This window comes from Mesorhizobium sp. M0598, from assembly GCF_040320865.1.
GTDB lineage: Bacteria > Pseudomonadota > Alphaproteobacteria > Rhizobiales > Rhizobiaceae > Mesorhizobium.
In genome coordinates this window covers 84,548-103,968 of sequence record NZ_JAMYQL010000010.1, presented here as the reverse complement: position 1 = coordinate 103,968, position 19,421 = coordinate 84,548, and the positions used below count along the sequence as shown (strand labels likewise).

Here is a 19,421-nt window from a genome sequence, read left to right as displayed (position 1 = left end):
ATGCGCCAGTATCTCGACCTTCTGAAGCATGTGCTGGAAAACGGCGCCGATCGCGGCGACCGCACCGGCACCGGAACGCGCTCGGTATTCGGCTACCAGATGCGCTTCGACCTGGCCCGCGGCTTTCCGGTCACCACCACCAAGAAGCTGCACCTGAAGTCGATTATCCACGAGCTTTTATGGTTCCTGGCCGGCGACACCAACATCAAATATCTCAACGATCACGGCGTCTCGATCTGGGATGAGTGGGCCGACGAGAACGGCGATCTCGGCCCGGTCTATGGCAAACAATGGCGGTCGTGGCCGGACGGCCATGGCGGCGCCATCGACCAGATTGCGAATCTTCTGAAGGAAATACGCAAAAATCCTAATTCGCGGCGGCTGATTGTTTCGGCGTGGAACCCGGCCGAGGTGGAGGCCATGGCGTTGCCGCCCTGCCATTGCCTGTTCCAGTTTTATGTTTCTGAAGGCAAGGTTTCCTGCCAGCTCTATCAGCGGTCGGGCGATATCTTTCTCGGTGTGCCGTTCAACATCGCTTCCTATGCGTTGCTGACGCTGATGGTGGCGCAGGTGACCGGATTGAAACCCGGCGATTTCATCCACACGCTCGGCGACGCGCATCTTTACTCGAACCATTTCGAGCAGGCGCGCGAACAATTGCGGCGCACGCCCAAGGCGTTGCCGACGCTGTGGATCAATCCCGAGGTGAAGGATCTCTTTGCCTTCCGCTTCGAGGATTTCCGGCTCGAGAACTATTTCGCCGACGCGACGATCAAGGCGCCGATCGCGGTCTAGCACCATACCTGACCATCCATATCGAAATTGCCTACTGCGGCTGCGCCCTCGGCCTTGTCAGCATCAATCTCGATCGGCCGACGTCGACTTGACGCGCAATCCCTAGTCGCTGATTTTCATGTGAATATTTCCTTCGGCCTCGGTACCGCTGTATCCAACGAAGATTATCGCAGGCCGGGAAAACCTCAGCTCAGAATGCCGTCGCCGGTAAAGAGCCTTTCCTTGTTATGTTCACATGGATATATCGATGGACGGCTTCGGGCGTTCCGAGACGAGGAGAGTTTCATGCTGGCGCGCAAAGGTTGGACGACGATTGCCATCGCGGGTCTCGCCGCCATGCTGATGGCCGCGGTGCCGGCGGCCCATGCCGATGACAAGGTGGTCGTGTTTGCCGCGGCGAGCCTGAAGGACGGGCTCGATGCCGTCAACAAGGCCTGCGAGGCCGATGTCGGCGAGGTGGCAACCATTTCCTACGCGGCGAGCTCGGCGCTGGCCAGGCAGATTGAAAGCGGCGCGCCGGCAGACCTGTTCATCTCGGCCGATCTCGACTGGATGAAATATCTTGCTGACAGGAAGCTGACCAAGCCCGAAACCCAAGTGAAACTGCTCGGTAACCAGATCGTGCTGGTTGCGCCGCGGGATTCCAAGGTTGAAACCAGGATCGAAAAGGGTTTCGATCTTGCCAAGCTCGTCGGTGACGGCAAACTTGCCATGGGCGATGTCAAAGCTGTGCCGGCGGGCAAATACGGCAAGGCAGCCCTCGAATCGCTCGGTGCCTGGTCTTCGGTCGAAGGCAAGGTGGCGCAGGCCGAGAATGTCCGCGCCGCTCTAAAACTGGTATCGACCGGCGAGGCAGCACTCGGCATCGTCTACGCCACGGATGCGCATGCGGAGCCTGGCGTGAAGGTGGTCGGCACTTTCCCCGCGGGTACCCATCCGCCGATCATCTATCCAGTCGCCCAGCTTGCGGATTCGAAGAGCAGGGATACCCCGGCATTCCTGAAATGCCTGCAATCCGCCAAGGCTGGCGAACTCTTCAAGGCGCAAGGTTTTACAATCCTCGCGCCGAGCAACTGACGTACGGCACCGCACATGAACTGGCTGCTGGATCTCGCCCCCGACGAATGGAATGCGGTCCGGCTGTCGATCAAGGTGGCGACCGTGGCGATGATTGCCAGCCTGCCGCCGGGCATTCTGATCGCTCTTGTGCTTGCCCGCGGCCAGTTCTGGGGCAAGACGCTGCTCAATGGTCTGGTGCATCTGCCGCTGATCCTGCCGCCGGTGGTGACCGGCTATTTGCTGCTTTTGACTTTCGGCAAGCGTGGTCCGGCCGGCGCTTTCCTGGCCGAACATTTCGGCATCGTTTTTTCCTTCCGCTGGACTGGCGCCGCGCTCGCCTGCGGCGTGATGGGCTTTCCGCTGATGGTGCGGGCCATCCGGCTGTCGATCGAGGCCGTCGACCGCAAAATCGAGGCGGCCGCCGGCACGCTCGGCGCCAATCCGCTATGGGTATTTGGCACGATCACGCTGCCGCTGATCCTGCCCGGGCTGATCGCCGGTGCGATCCTCTCCTTCGCCAAGGCGATGGGCGAATTCGGCGCGACGATCACCTTTGTCTCCAACATTCCGAACGAGACGCAGACGCTACCGTCGGCGATCTACACTTTCACGCAGGTTCCCGGCGGCGACGCCGGCGCGCTCAGGCTGACGCTGATCTCGATCGTCATCTCGATGGCGGCACTTGTTGCCTCGGAAGTGCTGGCGCGGCGCGTCGGCCGGCGGATGGACATCGAATGACGGTTCAGGTCGACATCAGCCACCGGCTTGGCGGTTTCACCGTCAATGCCCGCTTCGAAAGCGCCGGGCGGCTGACTGCGCTGTTCGGGCCTTCCGGCTCCGGAAAGACGACGCTGATCAATTTGATTGCCGGGCTGATCCGCCCCGACAAAGGTCGTATCGCGGCCGAGGGCCGCGTGCTGGTCGATAGCGATGCCGGTCTGTTCGTGCCGAAGCACAAACGGCGGATCGGCATGGTGTTCCAGGATGCGCGGCTGTTTCCGCATATGAGCGTGGCGAGCAATCTGCGCTATGGCCGCTGGTTCACGCCGGCTGCTGAGCGTTACGCGGATATCGATGGCGTGGTCGAACTGCTCGGGATCGGCCATTTGCTCGACCGGCGGCCGGCAAAACTCTCCGGTGGCGAGAAGCAGCGTGTGGCAATCGGCAGGGCGCTGCTTGCCAGTCCGAAATTGCTGCTGATGGACGAGCCGCTGGCTTCGCTCGACGAGGGGCGCAAGGCCGAGATCTTGCCTTATATCGAGCGGCTGCGCGACGAGACGAAAATCCCGATCGTCTATGTCAGCCACTCGATCGCCGAAGTGGCGCGGCTGGCGAGCGACGTCGTGGTGCTGATGCAAGGAAAGGTCGCCGCTTCCGGTCCGACCGGAGCGATCATGCAGCGTCTGGATCTATTGCCGGCCGAAGAGCGCGGCGAGGGCGGTGCCGTGCTGGATACCGCGGTTCTGCGCCACGACGAAGCCTTTGGCATGACGGTGCTAGGCTCATCGGCGGGCGAGATCCGGGTGCCGCTTCTGGCAACGCCAGTCGGTGCGCCGGTGCGCGTCCGCATCCGTGCCCGCGACGTGATGATCGCCACCGAGCAACCGGTTGGCCTCAGCGCGCTCAACATATTGCCGGGCATGATCGTGGCGATAGAGCCGGGCGAAGGACCTACGGTCGAGATTGGCCTCGACTGCAATGGCGCAACCGTGCTTGCCCGCATCACCGAACAGTCGCGGCAGACACTGGGGCTTCGGCTTGGTCGACAGGTCTTCGCCGTGGTCAAGACGGTGAGCTTCGACCGGGCGAATACCGGCGCCGGCCTGCCCGCCGAGGCGGATGAGTGAACGGCCGATGATTCGCTATATCGTTTTGGAATAGCGGTATCGCTGGAGAACTTGTAGAATAGCGTGACCGCGGAGGAGCAAATGCCGTCGCTGAGTTTGCGGATAAATCTCGATCCAGATGGCCGCATCGGACCGGGCAAGATCGAGCTTCTGGAACAGATCGCCGCCTTCGGCTCGATTTCGGCCGCAGCACGCGGCATGGAGATGTCCTACAAGCACGCCTGGGATCTGGTCGAAGACATGAACCGCGTGTTCGGCAAGCCGCTGGTTGCGGCACAGACGGGCGGCAAAAAAGGCGGTGGCGCCCAGTTGACGTCGGTCGGGCTTGCTGTGGTCAGCCGCTTCCGCGCGATCGAGCGGGCTGCGTCTTCAGCAGCGGCGGCGCATATGGAGGCGCTGCAGGCCGAGATCGACGCAGCGTGACGCCGGCGGAATTCATGCCGCGTGTGATCCCTGTTACTTCTTTGGCTCGCCCGGCTTGCGCAGCAGATAGGTGTCCATGATCCAGCCTTTTTTCCGGCGGGCCTGCTCACGGGTGCTCACGATCTTGTCGCCGACGTCGCCAATCCGGCCCGAGATGACGATCTCGTCGGGCGTCCCGAGATAGGCGCCCCAGTGGACGGTGACGTCGTTGTCGTCCAGCGTGTTGAAGGCGCATTTGCCGTCCAGCATGACGATGGTGCTGCCGGCGTTTTCGGGCAGACCTTCCTCGGCGAGCCGGCGGCCGGTGGTGATCAAAATGGCGTCGCCGATCCGGTTCAATGCCATTTTGTGGCTGGCTGCGAGTGCCTGGATGGCGGTGATGCCAGGGATGACCTCCAGCTCGAACGCTACATTGCCTCTGAGGCGCACGCGCTCGAGGATGCGCAGCGCACTGTCGTAGAGCGACGGATCGCCCCAGATCAGGAAGGCGCCGCAGCCATCTTCAGGGAGTTCGTCGCGGATCAGGCCTTCGTAGATCGCGGCGATCGCCTCGTGCCAGTCGTCGACGGTCGAGCGGTAGGAAGGCGCCGGCTCGGCGCGCACCGGCACCTCGAATTCGACACGGCGCGAGTTCGGATTAATGACGAAGCGGTCGCAGATCTGGCGGCGCAATTCGGCGAGATCGTTCTTCTTGGCGCCCTTGTCGGGAATGAACAGCACGTCGGCCCGATTGAGACCGTTAATGGCCTGGACCGTCATGTGCTCCGGATTGCCGGCGCCGATGCCGATGACGAGAAGCTTGCGCATGGGCGAACTCCTGCCCGATCGGGACCGGCGTGTCTAGACCGACACGACATGCCGGCAGGCGCCGGCGCATTTGCCGAAAGGCTTTGAAACGCCACATTGAACAGCTAGAGTCATGTTGGCATTCTCGCCGGGGGAGTTTCCATGTTCCGTTACGTCCTGACCGCAGCCTTGGCGCTCTCGGCTACGCCTGCGCTCGCCAATGATTCGGTCGCCGAACTCGGCACCGGTGGGCTGATTCTTTCGCGCAGCGATGCGGTGGCGATGGAAAGCGAGGATCTCTACATCTCGCCGGAAAAAGTGATGGTCGATTACGTCTTCCGCAACAACACCGACAAGGATGTCGATGCGATCGTCGCGTTTCCGATGCCCGACATCGAAGGCGACCCCGAAGAAATACCGGCGATTCCGGAGGCGCAGAGCGACAATTTCCTCGGCTTCGAAGTGACGATCGACGGGGAGCCGGCAAAGCCGCAGCTCGAGCAGAAGGTGTTCGCGCTCGGCATCGACATCGGCGCTGACCTGAAGGCGCAGGGCGTGCCGTTCTATCCGTTCGGCGATGCGGCCAAGGCAGCGCTGGCAAAGCTGCCGCAAGCGGTCGCCGACGACTGGGTCAACCGCGGCATCATCATCGAGGACACTGCCGACGACGGTTCGGGCATGAAGACCGTCTATACGCCGTTCTGGCAATTGCGCTCGACCTATTGGTGGCGCTCGACGTTTCCGGCCAACAAGGCGGTCCATGTCTCGCATCGCTACAAGCCGAGCGTCGGCGGCACCTCCTCGGTCAGCTTCTTCTATGACGGCCAGTTCCAGGGTCAGTATGCCGCCTACAAGACACGCTACTGCATGGACGATGCCTTCGAGAATGCCGTGCGCAAGGCAGCCAAGGACGATCCCGACGGCTACCCCAAATATTTCGAGAACCGCATCGCCTATATCCTGACCACGGGCGGCAACTGGGCGTCGGGAAACATCGGCAGTTTCAAGCTGACCGTCGACAAGGGCGATGCGAAGAACCTGGTCTCGTTTTGCGGCGAAAACGTCAGGAAGATCGGACCGACGACGTTCGAGATGAAGGCGCAGAACTTCTACCCCGAGCACGATATCGACATATTGCTGCTGGAGCCATCCGATGGCGGAAACGGCGGCTGATGGACCTCGCGATTTATGTCGCCATCGCCGAGAACGGCGTGATCGGGCGCGAGGGTGGGTTGCCGTGGCGGCTGTCCACCGATCTCAAGCGGTTCAAAGCCGATACGATGGGCAAGCCCATCATCATGGGCCGCAAGACCTATGAAGGCATCGGCCGCCCATTGCCGGGCAGGCTCAACATCGTGGTGACACGAGACAGGGCATGGCGCGCCGAGGGCGTCGAAGTCGCGCACTCGATCGAGGACGCAATCGCGCTGGCGACGGTGCGCGGGCGCTGCATGGCCGGCGCCGACGAGATCTGCGTCATCGGCGGCGGCGAGATCTACGCTCAGGCGCTGCCGTTGGCCGATCGGCTGCACGTGACCCATGTTCTGGCCGCGGTCGACGGCGATGCCCATTTCCCGCCGATCGATCCGGCGCTGTGGCGGATCGTCCGCTCGCAGGAGGTGGAGGCTGGCGAAAAGGACAGCCATGCGACACGCTATTCGGTTTACGAGCGGCGCCGCGACGTGCATTGAAGGCGACAAAGGGGTCGCGACAGGTCTAGATGGACCCAAAAGGCGGACAGTGGCGGCAGCCGATCGCGTTGAAAGCGTGCCGCTGCATCCCTATAGAATAATAATATTGGATTTTGCGCCGGTGAGCCGGCGCTTGAGGGAATTCCAAGCGAAAGGACATTCATGCCCTGGAACGACAAGAGCGGCGGCGGCGGCCCGTGGGGCGGCGGCAACAATCAGGGGCCTTGGGGTCAGGGACCAAAAGGACCCAGCGGCCCGCAGGGCTCGCCTCCCGATCTCGAGGATATCATCCGGCGCGGGCAGGACAGGTTGCGGCGCGCGCTGCCGGGCGGCGGTGGCGCGAGCCCTGCCGTGTTCGGGCTGATTGCCGCGGCGCTGGTGGTGCTATGGGCGTTCAAGGCGGTCTACACCGTGCAGCCCGACGAAGTTGCGGTGGAACTCAGGTTCGGCAAGCCGAAGGCGGAGCTGTCGCAGCCTGGCCTGCATTTCCATTGGTGGCCCATCGAAACGGTCGAGACCGCCAACATCGCCGAGCAGCTTGTCAGTATCGGCGGCGGCAGTTCCAGCGGCAATGGCCTGATGCTTTCCGGCGACCAGAACATCGTCAATGTGCAGTTCTCTGTGGCCTATCAGGTCTCCGACCCTAAGGCCTATCTGTTCGACGTGTCCGACCCGGACGGCATGCTGCAGCAGGTCGCCGAAAGCGCGATGCGCGAAGCGGTCGGCCGGCGCCCGGCGCAAGACATTTTCCGCGACGACCGGCAAGGCATCGCGGCGTCGGTGCGTGAGATCATCCAGACGACGCTGGACGGTTACAAGGCCGGCCTCAACGTCAACGCCATTTCGATCGAGGACGCCGCGCCACCGCGCGAGGTGGCAGACGCGTTCGACGAGGTGCAGCGCGCCGAGCAGGACGAGGACAAGTTCGTCGAGCAGGCCAATCAGTATTCCAATCAGAAGCTCGGCCAGGCGCGCGGTGCGGCCGCACAGATCCGCGAAGACGCGGCCGCCTACAAAAACCGGGTCGTGCAGGAGGCCGAAGGCGAGGCGCAGCGCTTCATCTCGGTTTATGACGAATATGCCAAGGCGCCGGAGGTGACGCGCAAGCGACTCTACCTGGAAACGATGGAGAGGGTGCTGAAGGATTCGAGCAAGGTCATCGTCGAGCAAGGCAACGGGCAAGGGGTCGTTCCCTACCTGCCGCTGCCGGCATTGCAGCAGAAGGCGCCGGCACCGGCCACCGGAGGAAACCAGTGATGGCCAACCGTCTTCCCGTCATTGCGGTCATCGCCGCGGTCATCCTGTTCCTGCTCTATTCGTCGGTCTTCGTCGTCAATGCGCGCCAGCAGGCGCTGGTGCTCAGGTTCGGCGAAATCGTCGACGTCAAGAACCAGCCGGGCATCTATTTCAAGGCGCCATTCTCCTTCTTCGATGCCGACACCGTGCAGCTGATCGAAAACAGGGTGCTGCGCTTCGACCTCGACAACATCCGCGTCCAGGTTTCGGGCGGCAAGTTCTATGAGGTCGATGCCTTTATCGCCTATCGTATCTCGGATCCGCGTGTGTTCCGCGCCGCGGTTTCCGGCCAGATCGAACTGGCCGAGGCCCGGCTGAGGACGCGTCTCGACGCCGCCTTGCGCCGCGTCTACGGCCTGCGCGACTTCGAGGCGGCACTCTCGGAAGAGCGCGCCGTGATGATGCGCGAGGTGCGCGATCAGCTGAGGCCTGATGCCACCTCGCTTGGCCTGCAGATCGAGGATGTCCGCATCCGCCGCACCGATCTCACGGCCGAAGTCTCGCAGCAGACCTTCGACCGCATGAAGGCCGAACGTCTCGCCGAAGCCGAGCGGCTGAGGGCGCGAGGCAATGAGGCAGCGCAGCGGATCAGGGCTCGCGCCGACCGCGAAGTGGTCGAAATCGTCGCCGAAGCGCAAAAAGAGTCTGAAATCCTGCGCGGTGAAGGTGAAGCCCAGCGCAGTGCCACGTTTGCCGGGGCCTATCTGCGCGATCCGGCCTTCTTCGATTTCTATCGGTCGATGAATGCCTATGGCACGGCGCTGAACAGCGCCGGAACGACGATGGTGCTGTCGCCGAATTCCGAGTTCTTCCGCTTCTTCCGCGACCCGAACAGCAAGGAAACGCCTGTGGCACCGGCGGCACCAGCGCCAGCACCTACCGCTCCCGCCGCACCGGCGGCACAGCCAGGCACCGGCCAATAGGGCCGGTGCAGGGGCGCCGGCGTAACGGAGGATTTATCCTCTGGCGGTAGCCATAGCCGCAAACGTGCCTTATTTCTTGCCAACATGACGCGGACCGGCATTTTTGCCGAAGCGGTTTTTTTCAGAACACCCGGAGGCCTTTCGATGACATCCACCATCCTTCTGCGTGCAGCGAGGCGGACGTTCATCGCCGGGGCCGCTGCGCTTCTGGTCGGCGCCGTTGCCGTTCCGTCGTTCGTGGCGCCGACGATGGCAGCCGACGGGCCGCCCTCGGTTGCCGATCTCGCCGCCGGCCTGCTTGGCGCCGTGGTCAACATCTCGACGTCGCAGACTGTTAAAGGCACTGAGGGGCCGGGCGCAGTGCCGATGCCGCAGCTGCCGGAGGGCTCGCCCTTCCAGGACTTCTTCGACGATTTCTTCAAGAACCGTGGCGGCGACAAGGGCGGCGGCGGGCAAAAGGTGCAGTCGCTGGGCTCCGGCTTCGTGGTCGACGCCGAGCAGGGCATCGTGGTGACCAACAACCACGTCATTGCCGATGCCGACGACATCGAGGTGAATTTCTCCGATGGGGTGACGCTCAAGGCGACGCTGGTCGGCACCGACACCAAGACCGATGTCGCGGTGCTGAAGGTCGATCCGAAAGGGCACAAGCTGACGGCGGTGAAGTTCGGCGATTCCAACACGATGCGTGTCGGCGACTGGGTGATGGCGATCGGCAATCCGTTCGGTCTCGGCGGCACGGTGACGGTCGGCATCGTCTCGGCACGCAATCGCGACATCAATTCCGGCCCGTATGACGACTTCATCCAGACCGATGCCGCGATCAACCGCGGCAATTCCGGCGGACCGCTGTTCAACAGCAGCGGCGAGGTCATCGGCATCAACACGGCAATCATCTCGCCATCGGGCGGCTCGATCGGCATCGGCTTCTCGATCCCGTCGCAGCTTGCCTCGGGCGTCGTCGACCAGCTTCGCCAGTTCGGCGAGACGCGGCGCGGCTGGCTCGGCGTGCGCATCCAGCCGGTGACCGACGACATTGCCGAAAGCCTGGGCATGGCGACCGCCAAGGGCGCGCTGGTCGCCGGCGTCATCAAGGGCGGGCCGGTTGACAACGGCACAATCCAGGCCGGCGACGTCATCATCGAATTCGACGGCAAGGACATCCATGAAATGCGTGACCTGCCGCGCGTCGTGGCGGAGAGCCCGGTCGGCAAGGCGGTCGACGTGATCATCGTGCGCAAAGGGGTCGAGCAGACCGTCAAGGTGACGCTCGGCCGGCTCGAGGACGGCGAAAAGCTTGCCAGCGGCGGTGAAAACGGCAACACCGACCAGGACGATGCCGACAAGGCGCCTGCGGTTTCGACGGCTGCCGTGCTCGGCATGACGATCGGCGAGCTCAACGACGAGACGCGCACGAAATTCGGCATTGCCACCGATGTCTCCGGCGTCGTCGTGACCGACGTCGCCAAGGATTCGGCGGCAGCCGAACGCGGCATCCAGCCGGGCGAGGTGATCACCGAGATCGCGCAGGAATCGGTCGCCACGCCCAAGGACGTCATGGACCGGATCGGCGCGCTGAAGGAGCAGGGGCGCAAGAACGCGCTTTTGATGCTGGCGTCGAAGACAGGCGAGCTGAGGTTTGTGACAATCCGGATGGATTGAGTCCGGAAGAGCCTGCAACACACTGATCTTGAAACGAAAAAGGGCGGCTAGCGGGCCGCCCTTTTTCTTGCCTGCCAGTCTGTGCGCGGCAGCCTGTAGAAAACATGTCGCCTGAGTGCGGTGTGGCTGTCCGGAACACCGGGATGGTCGAAGTCGGAGGCGGCTCGGCGATCATGCCCAGGCGCTCCATGACGGCAGTGGACCGGCTGTTATCCTCGACTGCGAAGGACACGATTTCGTCGAGGCCAAGTCTTTCAAAGCCATAGGTGAGCCAGGCTTCGGCTGCTTCGGTGACATAGCCGCGGCCCCAGAATTCGGGTGCCAGCCGCCAGCCGATCTCGATCGTGCCGGGCGGCAGGAATGGCAAATGATCGGTTCGGGTTATGCCGACGAAGCCGATGCATTCACCTGTGGCTGCGATCTCAGCGGCCGCGAAGCCGAAGCCGTCGCGATCGATAGCCGCGCGCAACTCCTCCATCTTGGCGTCCGACTGGGCACGGTCGCGCCGAAACGGAAAGAATTCCATGACCAACTCGTCGGAATTGATGCGATGGAAGAGCTCGCGGTGACGATCTCCCCAGTTGCGCAGGATCAGGCGCTCGGTGCGGATCGGCGTCATTCGACAAATTCCTCCCGGCGATAACCCTGCAGATAAAGCAAGGCGGTGAGGTCGCCGTGGTCGATGCGGATCTTTGCCTCGGCTGCCACGGCCGGCTTGGCATGCAAGGCGACGCCGATGCCGGCAAGACGGATCATGTCGAGATCGTTGGCGCCGTCGCCGACGGCAATGGCATCGGCAGGCGTCAGGCCGAGGCGGGCGGAAATCTCGATAAGGGCTTCGGCCTTGGCGGCGCGGCCGAGGATCGGTTCGGCGACCAAGCCGGTGAAGCGGCGATCCTGCTCGATCAGGCGGTTGGCGCGATTTTCGTGAAAGCCGAGCAATGCTGCGATGCGGGTGGTGAAGATGTCGAAACCACCGGAGATCAGCGCCGTCCAGGCGCCATTGGCCGCCATTGTCTGGACGAGCGTGCGGCCGCCGGAGGCTAGCGTCAGGCGATTGTCGATGATGCGGTCGATGATTGCGGCATCGAGACCCTTGAGCAGCGCCACGCGCTCGCGCAAGGCCGGCTCGAATGCGATCTCGCCGTTCATGGATAGCGCCGTGATGGCGGCGACGCGATCCTTGACGCCGATCTCGTCGGCAAGCTCGTCGATGCATTCCTGGTCGATCATCGTCGAATCCATGTCGGCGATCAGGATCTTCTTGCGCCTGTTCTCAGCCGGCTGGACGGCCACGTCGATCGGTTCGGAAGCAAGCGCGGCCTGCAGGCGCGCCGTTATTTCGGAAGCGTCGGCGGTCTCCGGCAAGTCGAGTTCGCAGGCAATGCCTTCGGCCAGCCAGCGAACAGCGCTTGCGCCGACCGACCGCGAGGCCATATTCGCTAGCGTCGGCGTCAATGCGCGGCCGGCGGGATGGGATAGAAGCGTGGCGATCAGCGGCATCGAAAATTCCAGCGGACAGGCGGGCGAAGGCCGCGTGAAGAACGCGATCCTGATAGCCGGGCCGACCGCCAGCGGCAAGTCGGCGCTCGCACTCGACCTCGCCGAGCGCAATGGCGGTGTCATCGTCAACACCGATTCCATGCAAGGCTATTCGGTGCTCGACGTGCTGACGGCGCGGCCTGGTCCTGCCGAACTCGCCCGCGTCCCCCACTTTCTTTATGGACACGTCGATCCGTCCACCGCCTATTCCACCGGCGCCTGGTTGCGTGATGTCACGAAGCTGATCGACGACCGCACGCTCTCGGAGCGGCCAGTGATTTTCGTCGGCGGTACCGGGCTTTATTTCCGGGCGCTCACGGAAGGTATCTCGGAGATGCCCGACATTCCGAAGTCGATCCGCGATCGCTGGCGTTACGAGCTCCAGGAACAGGGCGCAGTGAGATTGCACCGCATCCTGTTGCGCGAGGATTCTGCGGCCGGCATGATGCTGAAGCCGACGGATGGCCAGCGCATCGTGCGGGCGCTGGAGGTGCTCGACGCGTCGGGGCGTTCCATCCTGGACTGGCAGGCCGCGCGTGGCCGGCCGTTGATCGACAGGAGCAGCGCGCGCTTTTTCGTCATCGAGCCGGAGCGAGCGGCGCTGGTGGAACGGATCGATGCTCGCTTCGACCGCATGCTGGACAAGGGGGCACTGGACGAGGTGAAACAGCTTTCAGCGCTCGGCCTCGATCCCGACCTGCCGGCGATGAAAGCAATCGGTGTTCGCGAGCTTCAGGCCGCGCTGGCCGGCGCCTTCAGTTTTCCCGAGGCCATCGAGCGCGCGAAAATCGCGACGCGGCAATATGCCAAACGGCAGGCGACCTGGTTCAGGCACCAATTGGGCCCGGAATGGCAGAGATTGCGTCCTGGTGAGGGGATCGACTCGATGCTCTCACTCCCTCCTTCGAGCGCAACCTGAAAAGTCGACACCGAGGGGACATTTCGCGTTGAAGTTGTCCAGGTTAACTGTCCGTAAGTTCCCGCATGCCATAAGATCGTTACGAACTTTCCAACGGGGAGCAGATGCGTTTCCACAAGGCGGAATCAGCCTTTTTCGTCTTTATTTTTGTGATCCTGGCCGCCGGCCTGGTGACGCTTTACGCCTATGGGCTCCTGCAAACCCTGGCCGCCGACATTAGCAATACGCCTTCGGAACTCGATGAAATCGTCTATCTCAACAAGCTGCTGTTTGCGACGGGCGTGCTGCTGGCGACTGCGCTGTTCTTCGGCATTTTCTTCATCTACCCGCTGATCCGAAAGCAGGCGACGGAAGAAGGCAAGCTGCGCGCCATGACCGTTTCGCTCAGCGCGCGTTCGGAGACGCTAGAGCATGCGGCGCTCACCGACAGCCTCACCGGCATGCAGAACCGGCGTTATTTCGACGATGCGCTGAAGGAATATCTCGAAGAGTTCCGTCGCATCGAGAAACCAGTAGGGCTGATGATCCTCGACCTCGACCATTTCAAGCAGGTCAACGACAGCCACGGCCACGATGTCGGCGACGAGGTGTTGCGGGCGGTCGCCAACTGTCTCAAGGACATGACACGCTATCACGACGTGGTGGCGCGCCTGGGCGGCGAGGAGTTCGCGGTGGTCACGCCCAATATGGACGCCGAGCTGCTATCCAAATTCGCGGAGCGCATCCGCAAGGCGATCGCCAACATGTCGGTGCTGACGGGCAATGTCCGACTGAAAATCACCACCAGCGTCGGGCTTGCCGTCTGGGATCGCAAGGAAACCGCCGAGGAGTTCTATCGCCGCGCCGATCGCCAGCTCTATGAGGCGAAGAGGCAAGGGCGCAACCGCGTCTGCGCCTGAAATTCCGTCATTGAATTCGTGATGCCGGCCGTCTGGTATCGTTTTCTGCGTTTCCGGTGCACGCAGACCGACATCACCCAGTCAAGCTGAGATGCTGCCTTTGCGGGGCTTGCCGGAAATAGAGGTGTTGCCGTGACTAAATCCGACCTCTCCGGTCTTTATCGGGGCTATATTGCATGCCTGAACAAGCAGGATTGGCCAAATCTGGGGCGGTTTGTTCATGATGAAGTGACCCACAACGGTCGCAAGCTCGGATTGTCCGGCTATCTCGAAATGTTGGTGAGAGACTTCGACGAAATTCCGGACCTTTACTTCGACATTCAGCTATTGGTTGCCGATCCGCCTTATATAGCGAGCCGGCTAAGCTTCGACTGCGCGCCAAGGGGAACGTTCCTTGGGCTCGATGTAAGCGGGAAGAGAATTTCGTTTGCCGAGAACGTATTCTATGAGTTTCAGAGAGGGAAAATTCGCCAGGTGTGGTCAGTTATAGACAAGACAGCCATCGAAACTCAGCTTTGATATCTGCGAGCGCTGCCTAAAAGTCGCTCGGCTCAATCATTCTGGGGGACGCAGGCCGAAGGTCGCCGGCTTGAGGCCGTAGCGCAAGTCGAAATCGTCGTTTCGCTGGGTGCGTGCGGCCGACTGCTTGCGATAGTCCGAATCGCCGGCCTGCCGGCCCTGATCGACGACTTCCGCGAAAGGCATTGCCTGCTGTGATTTCGGCACGTTGCGCAGCCGTTCGACGATCGCCACGAGGTCGACCTCGTCGCCGGTTTCGGACCGCAAGGCGTCCGCGCGCTTGGCCGTGCCGGGGATCAAATCCTCGGAGAGCTTTTCGAACTTCATCCGCATCGTCGTCGCCACGCCTTCCCCAAAGGCAATGGCCTCGCGCTGGCCCATGGAAGACAGGAACGCCAGCGTCGAAGCCGAGGAGTCGGCAATCGCCGAGCGGATGATCGCCTGGTCCTGCTCGTTGGCGAGCCGCATGGCAAAGAACGTCGAGCACTGCGACAGGATGGTCGGGTCGAGTTCGCCCGGGCGCTGGGTGACGACGCCGAGATAACAGCCATATTTGCGGCCTTCCTTGGCGATGCGCGACAGCGCGTGCCGCGTCGGCGCGAAACCGAGGCGCGGATCGGCCGGCATATAGCGATGCGCTTCCTCGCACAGGAAGAGCAGCCGCAGGCGGCCTTCGCTCCACAACGCCAGGTCGAAGGCCAGCCGCGCCAGCACCGAGCAAACGGAATTGACTACCTCGGACGGCATGCCGGCCATTTCGAAGCAGGTCACAGGGCGGCCGTGATGCGGCACGCGGAAGATGTTGCCGATCGTCTCGTGGATGGTGTCCTCGATCAGGCGCGAGTTGAACATGAAACGGTAGCGCGGATCGGATGCCGCCGATTCGATACGTGTCTTCAATGACCTGAGGGTCGGGCGACCGTTCTTGCTTTCCAGCAATCCCATGCGTTCGTCGACCAGCTTGATGAGGTCGGCAATGCGATAGGGCACCGGCGCGTCGGCGGTCAGCGCATCGGTGCTGCGCCGTAGATAGTTGCCGGAGTTCGGATTGCGGTAGAGGTTCTTGGCCGCGGGAATGAGATCGCGCAAGGCGTCGACCTCTTCCGGAACCGTCTCGCGGCCGCGAAACAGCACCTCGGCAAATTCCTCGAGCTTGAACATCCAGAAGGGCAGGTCGAGCGTCGTCGAATCGACCCTGACGCAATATTCGGGCAACGACGCGGCGAACTCGTTGTGTGGATCGAGGATGAGCACGCGCAGGTCGGGCCGGGCGGCGATCGATTTGCGCAAGAGCAGCGACACGGCGGTCGATTTGCCAACCCCGGTGGTGCCGACAATGGCGAAATGGCGCGCCAGCGTATCGTCGATGGCGATATTGGCGTCGATGGCCTCGTCCTGCGACAGCGTGCCGATGGTGATCGAATGACGACCGGCGAGATCGTAGACGGCCTGCAGGTCGCGGCTGCGGATACGATGGGCAATGGCGCCGATATGCGGGTAGGTTGTGATGCCACGGTCGAAGATCGGCTTCGCGCCGGGTTCGGCACCGTCGCGCACCTCGCCGATCAATTCGATGCTGACCTCGATCGGATTCTGGCCCTCGCTGCTCCAGGCACGATCCGACTTGGCGATTTCATAGACCAGGCCGACGGTTCGTGATGTACCGAGATTGATCGAGATCATCTTGCCGACGCTCCACAGGCCGGTGACCGTGCCTTCGATATCGTCGGCATAGGCGCTGATGGTGGCGCGCGCGCCGTCGCATTGCACGACATTGCCCAGAATGCGCTTGTCGTTCTGCTCCGCCCTGCGGCGCTCCAGCAAAGTCGGTTCCCCAATGGAGGCTTCGCGTTCAACGAGCATGGACACGCCGATCCCTTTTCCCAAGCGATGAGCCTAGGCGAACGGGGTTAAGGTGGGATGAGGCCGGATGGTTTAGCGGACATTAAGGAGTTTGCGAAAAATGGATGAAACGGCCGTTGCTCCGTAGAAAAATTTCGATATATTGGATTAATGGATGATATAGCGAACGACATCTCCTCGACCATCGGCAGAAGAATACATGCCGAAAGAGTGGCTCGAGGCTGGTCCCTGGCAGAGCTGGCGGAGCGGTCCGATGTTTCGAAAGCCATGCTGAGCACGGTAGAACGCGGCATGACCAGCCCGACGGCGGCACTCCTTGTGCGCATTGCGGCCGCCTTCGGCATGACGCTGTCCACATTGATCGCAAGGGCGGAATTGCAGGGCGGTGGCCTGCTTCGCGAACGTGACCAGCCGCTCTGGCGCGATCCGGCTACGGGTTATGTGCGGCGGCATCTTTCGCCGGTCGCCGACATGCCCCTCGAACTGATCCGGATCCAGTTGCCGGCCGGCGCCAAGGTAAGTTTCCCGGCGGCGTCCTATGCCTTCATTAGGCAACAGATATGGCTGATCTCCGGGCGGCTGGAATTCACCGAGGGGGACATCGTTCACCGGCTCGAACCCGGCGACTGCCTGGCGCTCGGCGCGCCATCCGATTGCGTCTTTCACGCTCCGGGGCCGGACGCCGCCGACTATCTGGTTGCGTTGGCCAGGAGCTGAGGTGAAGGCGCGCCGTCCGAAACGCTCCGACAATGGCGGTCCGCCGCTCGACGACTATAACGGTCCGCCCTGGGGCAAGGGTGAGCCCTATGTGTTTCTTGCCTGGCGGACCGCCCATGCCCAGGCGTGGAAAGCGCCGAGCCGCGAGATCATGCTGATGCGGCTGGACAAGGCCGAGCGGCTGGGCCTGACCTATGAGGAATACACGCTCGAACTGCTGGAACGCGGGCGACATCTGCAAGAGGAAGACGCCGATCGCATCGCGGAAATCCGGCGGGCCAGGAAGCGGAAGCGGACCAGTCATTTCGATTGACGGACGGCGCAGGGGAACCACATGAGTTCGATCGAAATCAGGCCACTCACCAGTACTGACGGAACGCAAAAAATGCTGGCGGATCTGCTGATCGGGACAGTCGCTGCCGGCGGCTCGGTCAGCTTCATGCATCCGCTGGCGCCGGAGATGGCCGCGGCCTTCTGGAACAGGTCGCTTCATGCGGCCGCCAGAGGCGAAAGGGCGGTGCTTGGGGCCTGGAACGGCGAGGCTCTGGTCGGCACCGTCACCTTGCTGCTCGACTGCCCTCCCAACCAGCCGCACCGGGCCGAGATCGCCAAGCTGATGACCCGCCTCGATTATCGCGGCAAGGGCATCGCAACCCGCCTGATGGAGGCGGCGGAAGCCGTTGCCGTGGAGAAAGGCCGCACGCTGTTGGTCCTCGACACGGCAAAAGAGGAGGGGGCTTCCGGCCTCTATGAAAAGCTCGGCTTCACGCTGGCCGGCGAAATACCGGATTATGCGCTGAAGCCGCATGGCGGGCTGACAGGCACCCTCATCTACTGGAAACGCGTCGGCCGGACACGGTGATGGCGACAACGATGCACCTTTGCAACACCGTCAGACCATCGCGGGCATGGAAAGAATAGCTCTTGCGTCAAATTGGCGGCGAGCTTAGAGAAGCCGCCCATTCTGATCCGTCCTGAAAGGAGACCTGTCAATGACCCGGCGATCCAGATCGACACATTCCGTGCCGACGCTGGAATTGCGTGCGGCCGACAGGGTTCCAATCAGGAAGAACGGCCATGGCAAAGTCCATGATCCAGCGCAGGCAGGATGCCGAGCGCGAACGCATTGAAGCATATGCCGTAACGCTGCGGCGGGTTTTTCCCGTCCCGCGTCCCGCTCCGGATTTCGAGCGGGCGCTCGACGAGGCACGTCGGGGGTTTGCCGGCATGGCGATCCGCGACGGCGCGCTGTGGCGTCCAAAGCTGAAGACGCGCGACCCCGCGCGGCTGCGGCTGGCCGCGGCGCGTCATCTCTATGCGCGCTACCCGGTTACAGCCGCGCTCGAGGGGATCTGGCTGGACAGCTCGGGGTTGAATGCCGGCGAGATTGCGCTTCGCAAGGCTTGGTATATCGCAGTGGCGCGTGGTGACTCGCTTTACAAGGCGGGCGCCTGTGCGTGGCTGTCTCGCAAGGAGGTGCATTGCTTCTTGAACTTGCCCGGCGATTTCACGTTCGACGAGGCATTTTGGGTGGCGATCGTCCGGTCCTACACGGATGATTCCGGGTTGGCGGCCCGACTTGCCAAGTCGAAAATCGCGCGCACGCCACGTAACGATCTGGCCTTCTGGCGCGAGGTGACACGGTTCTTCTGCGGGCAACCCGCGTCGAAGGAGGAGATCGACGATCTATGCGACTATATCGGCGCCGTGCACCAGCGCGATGCGGCGTACAGCCTGAAGGGTCGCACGCTCGCCTCGCTGCGTCGGCAGATGCTGGAATGGCATCGAGACATTGCCGCGATCGAACGCATCGAGGCAATGCGCCGCCGCGCTGCCGGGCGGGCCACGCGTACTGCCGGGACGCAGTCGCAGGGTCGCGCCTGGGACGGCTCGCGCCTCGACGACTGGGACTGGCAGCCGTCGACCAAAGAGGCAAGGGCGCATGGCGAGCGTTTCTTCATCCGTCAGTTGAAGACAGCCGAGGATCTGGTCGCCGAGAGCCGGGCGATGCATCATTGCGTCTCGATATACGCGGCCAAATGCATCGCCGGCAATGCCTCGATCTGGGTGCTGCGGCGCTCGGCGCTCGGCAAGATCGAGCGGTTGCTGACGATCGAACTCGACCCGCAAAACCGTGCGGTGCAGGTGCGCGGTTTCGGCAACCGTCTCGCCTCGCTCGAGGAGCGCAAGATCATCGAGCGCTGGGCCAAGGCGAGGGGTGTGGTGCTCTGCGCCTGAAACGGAAGACCCGCGCGGCGGAAAGGCCGCGCGGGTGCACAATGGGCGGATGTGCCGACGTCAGGCCAAGTGCACATTCGCCGTTGACAGCGGCGTCAAACCAATTCTATTGTCCGCCACCATGAAAAAGGCACTCATTCTCGTAGGAAAGCGCGTGGGCAAGGCGGTGTAACCGCCGGGCGATGACCTCCCATGCGCAAGACACAGGCTCCCTCGGGGGCCTTTTTTATTGCCCGAAATAC

Annotated in this window: 20 protein-coding genes and 1 pseudogene; 17 read left to right on the top strand and 4 right to left on the bottom strand. The window is 62.7% G+C overall.

All coding sequences use genetic code 11. From position 1 onward, the window contains the following. The 5 genes from NKI59_RS15225 to NKI59_RS15205 all read left to right on the top strand — a co-directional run bounded on the left by NKI59_RS15225 (position 1) and on the right by NKI59_RS15205 (position 4,124). Entirely contained in the window at positions 1-795 is a 795-nt protein-coding gene (locus tag NKI59_RS15225; RefSeq protein WP_352705121.1) for a thymidylate synthase, read from the top strand. A gap of 285 nt (positions 796-1,080) precedes the next feature. Then, positions 1,081-1,872, top strand: coding sequence for a molybdate ABC transporter substrate-binding protein (gene modA / locus NKI59_RS15220; RefSeq protein WP_352705119.1), 792 nt, complete (start codon positions 1,081-1,083; stop codon positions 1,870-1,872). A gap of 15 nt (positions 1,873-1,887) precedes the next feature. Next, positions 1,888-2,592: a molybdate ABC transporter permease subunit gene (gene modB, locus NKI59_RS15215; protein ID WP_023676699.1), complete on the top strand. Its 705-nt coding sequence runs from the start codon at positions 1,888-1,890 to the stop codon at positions 2,590-2,592. Beyond that, positions 2,589-3,701 (top strand): molybdenum ABC transporter ATP-binding protein, encoded by a 1,113-nt coding sequence (modC, locus tag NKI59_RS15210; protein ID WP_352705118.1) that lies wholly within the window; start codon positions 2,589-2,591, stop codon positions 3,699-3,701. The genes modB and modC overlap by 4 nt, the downstream gene beginning before the upstream one ends. Before the next feature lie 81 nt (positions 3,702-3,782). Further along, positions 3,783-4,124: a winged helix-turn-helix domain-containing protein gene (locus tag NKI59_RS15205; RefSeq protein ID WP_023676697.1), complete on the top strand. Its 342-nt coding sequence runs from the start codon at positions 3,783-3,785 to the stop codon at positions 4,122-4,124. A 33-nt stretch (positions 4,125-4,157) separates the two neighbouring features. Here NKI59_RS15205 and cobF read toward each other — a convergent pair whose 3' ends face one another. Beyond that, positions 4,158-4,931 carry a precorrin-6A synthase (deacetylating) gene (cobF, locus tag NKI59_RS15200; protein ID WP_352680226.1) on the bottom strand — a complete coding sequence of 258 codons (774 nt, stop codon included), beginning with the start codon at positions 4,929-4,931 and terminating at the stop codon, positions 4,158-4,160. A 141-nt stretch (positions 4,932-5,072) separates the two neighbouring features. Here cobF and NKI59_RS15195 point away from each other — a divergent pair, with 141 nt between their 5' ends. The 5 genes from NKI59_RS15195 to NKI59_RS15175 all read left to right on the top strand — a co-directional run bounded on the left by NKI59_RS15195 (position 5,073) and on the right by NKI59_RS15175 (position 10,482). Further along, complete coding sequence (locus NKI59_RS15195) at positions 5,073-6,083, top strand: DUF4424 domain-containing protein (RefSeq protein ID WP_352471617.1); 1,011 nt, start codon at positions 5,073-5,075, stop codon at positions 6,081-6,083. After that, positions 6,083-6,601, top strand: coding sequence for a dihydrofolate reductase (locus tag NKI59_RS15190; protein WP_023676694.1), 519 nt, complete (start codon positions 6,083-6,085; stop codon positions 6,599-6,601). The genes NKI59_RS15195 and NKI59_RS15190 overlap by 1 nt, the downstream gene beginning before the upstream one ends. Before the next feature lie 162 nt (positions 6,602-6,763). Then, positions 6,764-7,858, top strand: coding sequence for an FtsH protease activity modulator HflK (gene hflK, locus NKI59_RS15185; protein ID WP_023676693.1), 1,095 nt, complete (start codon positions 6,764-6,766; stop codon positions 7,856-7,858). Beyond that, on the top strand, positions 7,858-8,820 hold the full coding sequence (hflC, locus tag NKI59_RS15180) for a protease modulator HflC (protein ID WP_352705116.1): 963 nt from the start codon (positions 7,858-7,860) through the stop codon (positions 8,818-8,820). Before hflK ends, hflC begins: the two co-directional genes overlap by 1 nt. Positions 8,821-8,964: 144 nt before the next feature. Continuing rightward, the gene (locus tag NKI59_RS15175) at positions 8,965-10,482 is read left to right on the top strand and encodes a DegQ family serine endoprotease (RefSeq protein ID WP_352705114.1); all 1,518 of its coding nucleotides are present in this window, start codon (positions 8,965-8,967) and stop codon (positions 10,480-10,482) included. A 47-nt stretch (positions 10,483-10,529) separates the two neighbouring features. On the opposite strand, the pseudogene NKI59_RS15170 reads toward NKI59_RS15175, so the two are convergent. Both NKI59_RS15170 and serB read right to left on the bottom strand, forming a co-directional pair. Further along, positions 10,530-11,101: pseudogene (locus tag NKI59_RS15170) on the bottom strand (GNAT family N-acetyltransferase). Beyond that, complete coding sequence (gene serB, locus NKI59_RS15165) at positions 11,098-11,985, bottom strand: phosphoserine phosphatase SerB (RefSeq protein WP_352450067.1); 888 nt, start codon at positions 11,983-11,985, stop codon at positions 11,098-11,100. Before serB ends, NKI59_RS15170 begins: the two are co-directional and overlap by 4 nt. Here serB and miaA point away from each other — a divergent pair. From miaA to NKI59_RS15150, 3 genes are all read left to right on the top strand, one after another. After that, entirely contained in the window at positions 11,975-12,943 is a 969-nt protein-coding gene (gene miaA, locus NKI59_RS15160) for a tRNA (adenosine(37)-N6)-dimethylallyltransferase MiaA (RefSeq protein WP_352705236.1), read from the top strand. The genes serB and miaA overlap by 11 nt on opposite strands. Before the next feature lie 104 nt (positions 12,944-13,047). Beyond that, a complete protein-coding gene (locus NKI59_RS15155; protein WP_023676688.1) occupies positions 13,048-13,842 on the top strand; it encodes a GGDEF domain-containing protein in 795 nt (264 codons plus the stop codon). A gap of 132 nt (positions 13,843-13,974) precedes the next feature. Next, positions 13,975-14,361, top strand: a complete 387-nt coding sequence (locus NKI59_RS15150) for an ester cyclase (RefSeq protein ID WP_352471649.1) — start codon at positions 13,975-13,977, stop codon at positions 14,359-14,361. A 36-nt stretch (positions 14,362-14,397) separates the two neighbouring features. Here NKI59_RS15150 and NKI59_RS15145 read toward each other — a convergent pair whose 3' ends face one another. Beyond that, positions 14,398-16,224 carry an ATP-binding protein gene (locus NKI59_RS15145; protein WP_352705234.1) on the bottom strand — a complete coding sequence of 609 codons (1,827 nt, stop codon included), beginning with the start codon at positions 16,222-16,224 and terminating at the stop codon, positions 14,398-14,400. Between the two features lie 150 nt (positions 16,225-16,374). Here NKI59_RS15145 and NKI59_RS15140 point away from each other — a divergent pair, with 150 nt between their 5' ends. From NKI59_RS15140 to NKI59_RS15125, 4 genes are all read left to right on the top strand, one after another. Next, positions 16,375-16,941: a helix-turn-helix domain-containing protein gene (locus NKI59_RS15140; RefSeq protein WP_352570435.1), complete on the top strand. Its 567-nt coding sequence runs from the start codon at positions 16,375-16,377 to the stop codon at positions 16,939-16,941. 1 nt (position 16,942) lies between these two features. Continuing rightward, the gene (locus tag NKI59_RS15135) at positions 16,943-17,254 is read left to right on the top strand and encodes a hypothetical protein (RefSeq protein WP_352570433.1); all 312 of its coding nucleotides are present in this window, start codon (positions 16,943-16,945) and stop codon (positions 17,252-17,254) included. A 21-nt stretch (positions 17,255-17,275) separates the two neighbouring features. After that, a complete protein-coding gene (locus NKI59_RS15130; RefSeq protein WP_352570432.1) occupies positions 17,276-17,803 on the top strand; it encodes a GNAT family N-acetyltransferase in 528 nt (175 codons plus the stop codon). A 215-nt stretch (positions 17,804-18,018) separates the two neighbouring features. Continuing rightward, positions 18,019-19,179 carry a PcfJ domain-containing protein gene (locus NKI59_RS15125; protein WP_352705111.1) on the top strand — a complete coding sequence of 387 codons (1,161 nt, stop codon included), beginning with the start codon at positions 18,019-18,021 and terminating at the stop codon, positions 19,177-19,179. Positions 19,180-19,421: the final 242 nt, after the last annotated feature.

What these genes read in the sequence shown, in the direction of transcription:
- NKI59_RS15140 (WP_352570435.1), top strand. Translation starts at nt 16,375, where the DNA reads ATGGATGATATAGCGAACGACATCTCCTCGACCATCGGCAGAAGAATA.
- hflK (WP_023676693.1), top strand. Translation starts at nt 6,764, where the DNA reads ATGCCCTGGAACGACAAGAGCGGCGGCGGCGGCCCGTGGGGCGGCGGC.
- NKI59_RS15125 (WP_352705111.1), top strand. Translation starts at nt 18,019, where the DNA reads ATGGCAAAGTCCATGATCCAGCGCAGGCAGGATGCCGAGCGCGAACGC.
- NKI59_RS15225 (WP_352705121.1), top strand. Translation starts at nt 1, where the DNA reads ATGCGCCAGTATCTCGACCTTCTGAAGCATGTGCTGGAAAACGGCGCC.
- NKI59_RS15145 (WP_352705234.1), bottom strand. Translation starts at nt 16,224, where the DNA reads ATGCTCGTTGAACGCGAAGCCTCCATTGGGGAACCGACTTTGCTGGAG.
- serB (WP_352450067.1), bottom strand. Translation starts at nt 11,985, where the DNA reads ATGCCGCTGATCGCCACGCTTCTATCCCATCCCGCCGGCCGCGCATTG.
- hflC (WP_352705116.1), top strand. Translation starts at nt 7,858, where the DNA reads ATGGCCAACCGTCTTCCCGTCATTGCGGTCATCGCCGCGGTCATCCTG.
- NKI59_RS15195 (WP_352471617.1), top strand. Translation starts at nt 5,073, where the DNA reads ATGTTCCGTTACGTCCTGACCGCAGCCTTGGCGCTCTCGGCTACGCCT.
- modC (WP_352705118.1), top strand. Translation starts at nt 2,589, where the DNA reads ATGACGGTTCAGGTCGACATCAGCCACCGGCTTGGCGGTTTCACCGTC.
- NKI59_RS15155 (WP_023676688.1), top strand. Translation starts at nt 13,048, where the DNA reads ATGCGTTTCCACAAGGCGGAATCAGCCTTTTTCGTCTTTATTTTTGTG.
- NKI59_RS15190 (WP_023676694.1), top strand. Translation starts at nt 6,083, where the DNA reads ATGGACCTCGCGATTTATGTCGCCATCGCCGAGAACGGCGTGATCGGG.
- modA (WP_352705119.1), top strand. Translation starts at nt 1,081, where the DNA reads ATGCTGGCGCGCAAAGGTTGGACGACGATTGCCATCGCGGGTCTCGCC.
- NKI59_RS15205 (WP_023676697.1), top strand. Translation starts at nt 3,783, where the DNA reads ATGCCGTCGCTGAGTTTGCGGATAAATCTCGATCCAGATGGCCGCATC.
- cobF (WP_352680226.1), bottom strand. Translation starts at nt 4,931, where the DNA reads ATGCGCAAGCTTCTCGTCATCGGCATCGGCGCCGGCAATCCGGAGCAC.
- NKI59_RS15130 (WP_352570432.1), top strand. Translation starts at nt 17,276, where the DNA reads ATGAGTTCGATCGAAATCAGGCCACTCACCAGTACTGACGGAACGCAA.
- modB (WP_023676699.1), top strand. Translation starts at nt 1,888, where the DNA reads ATGAACTGGCTGCTGGATCTCGCCCCCGACGAATGGAATGCGGTCCGG.
- NKI59_RS15175 (WP_352705114.1), top strand. Translation starts at nt 8,965, where the DNA reads ATGACATCCACCATCCTTCTGCGTGCAGCGAGGCGGACGTTCATCGCC.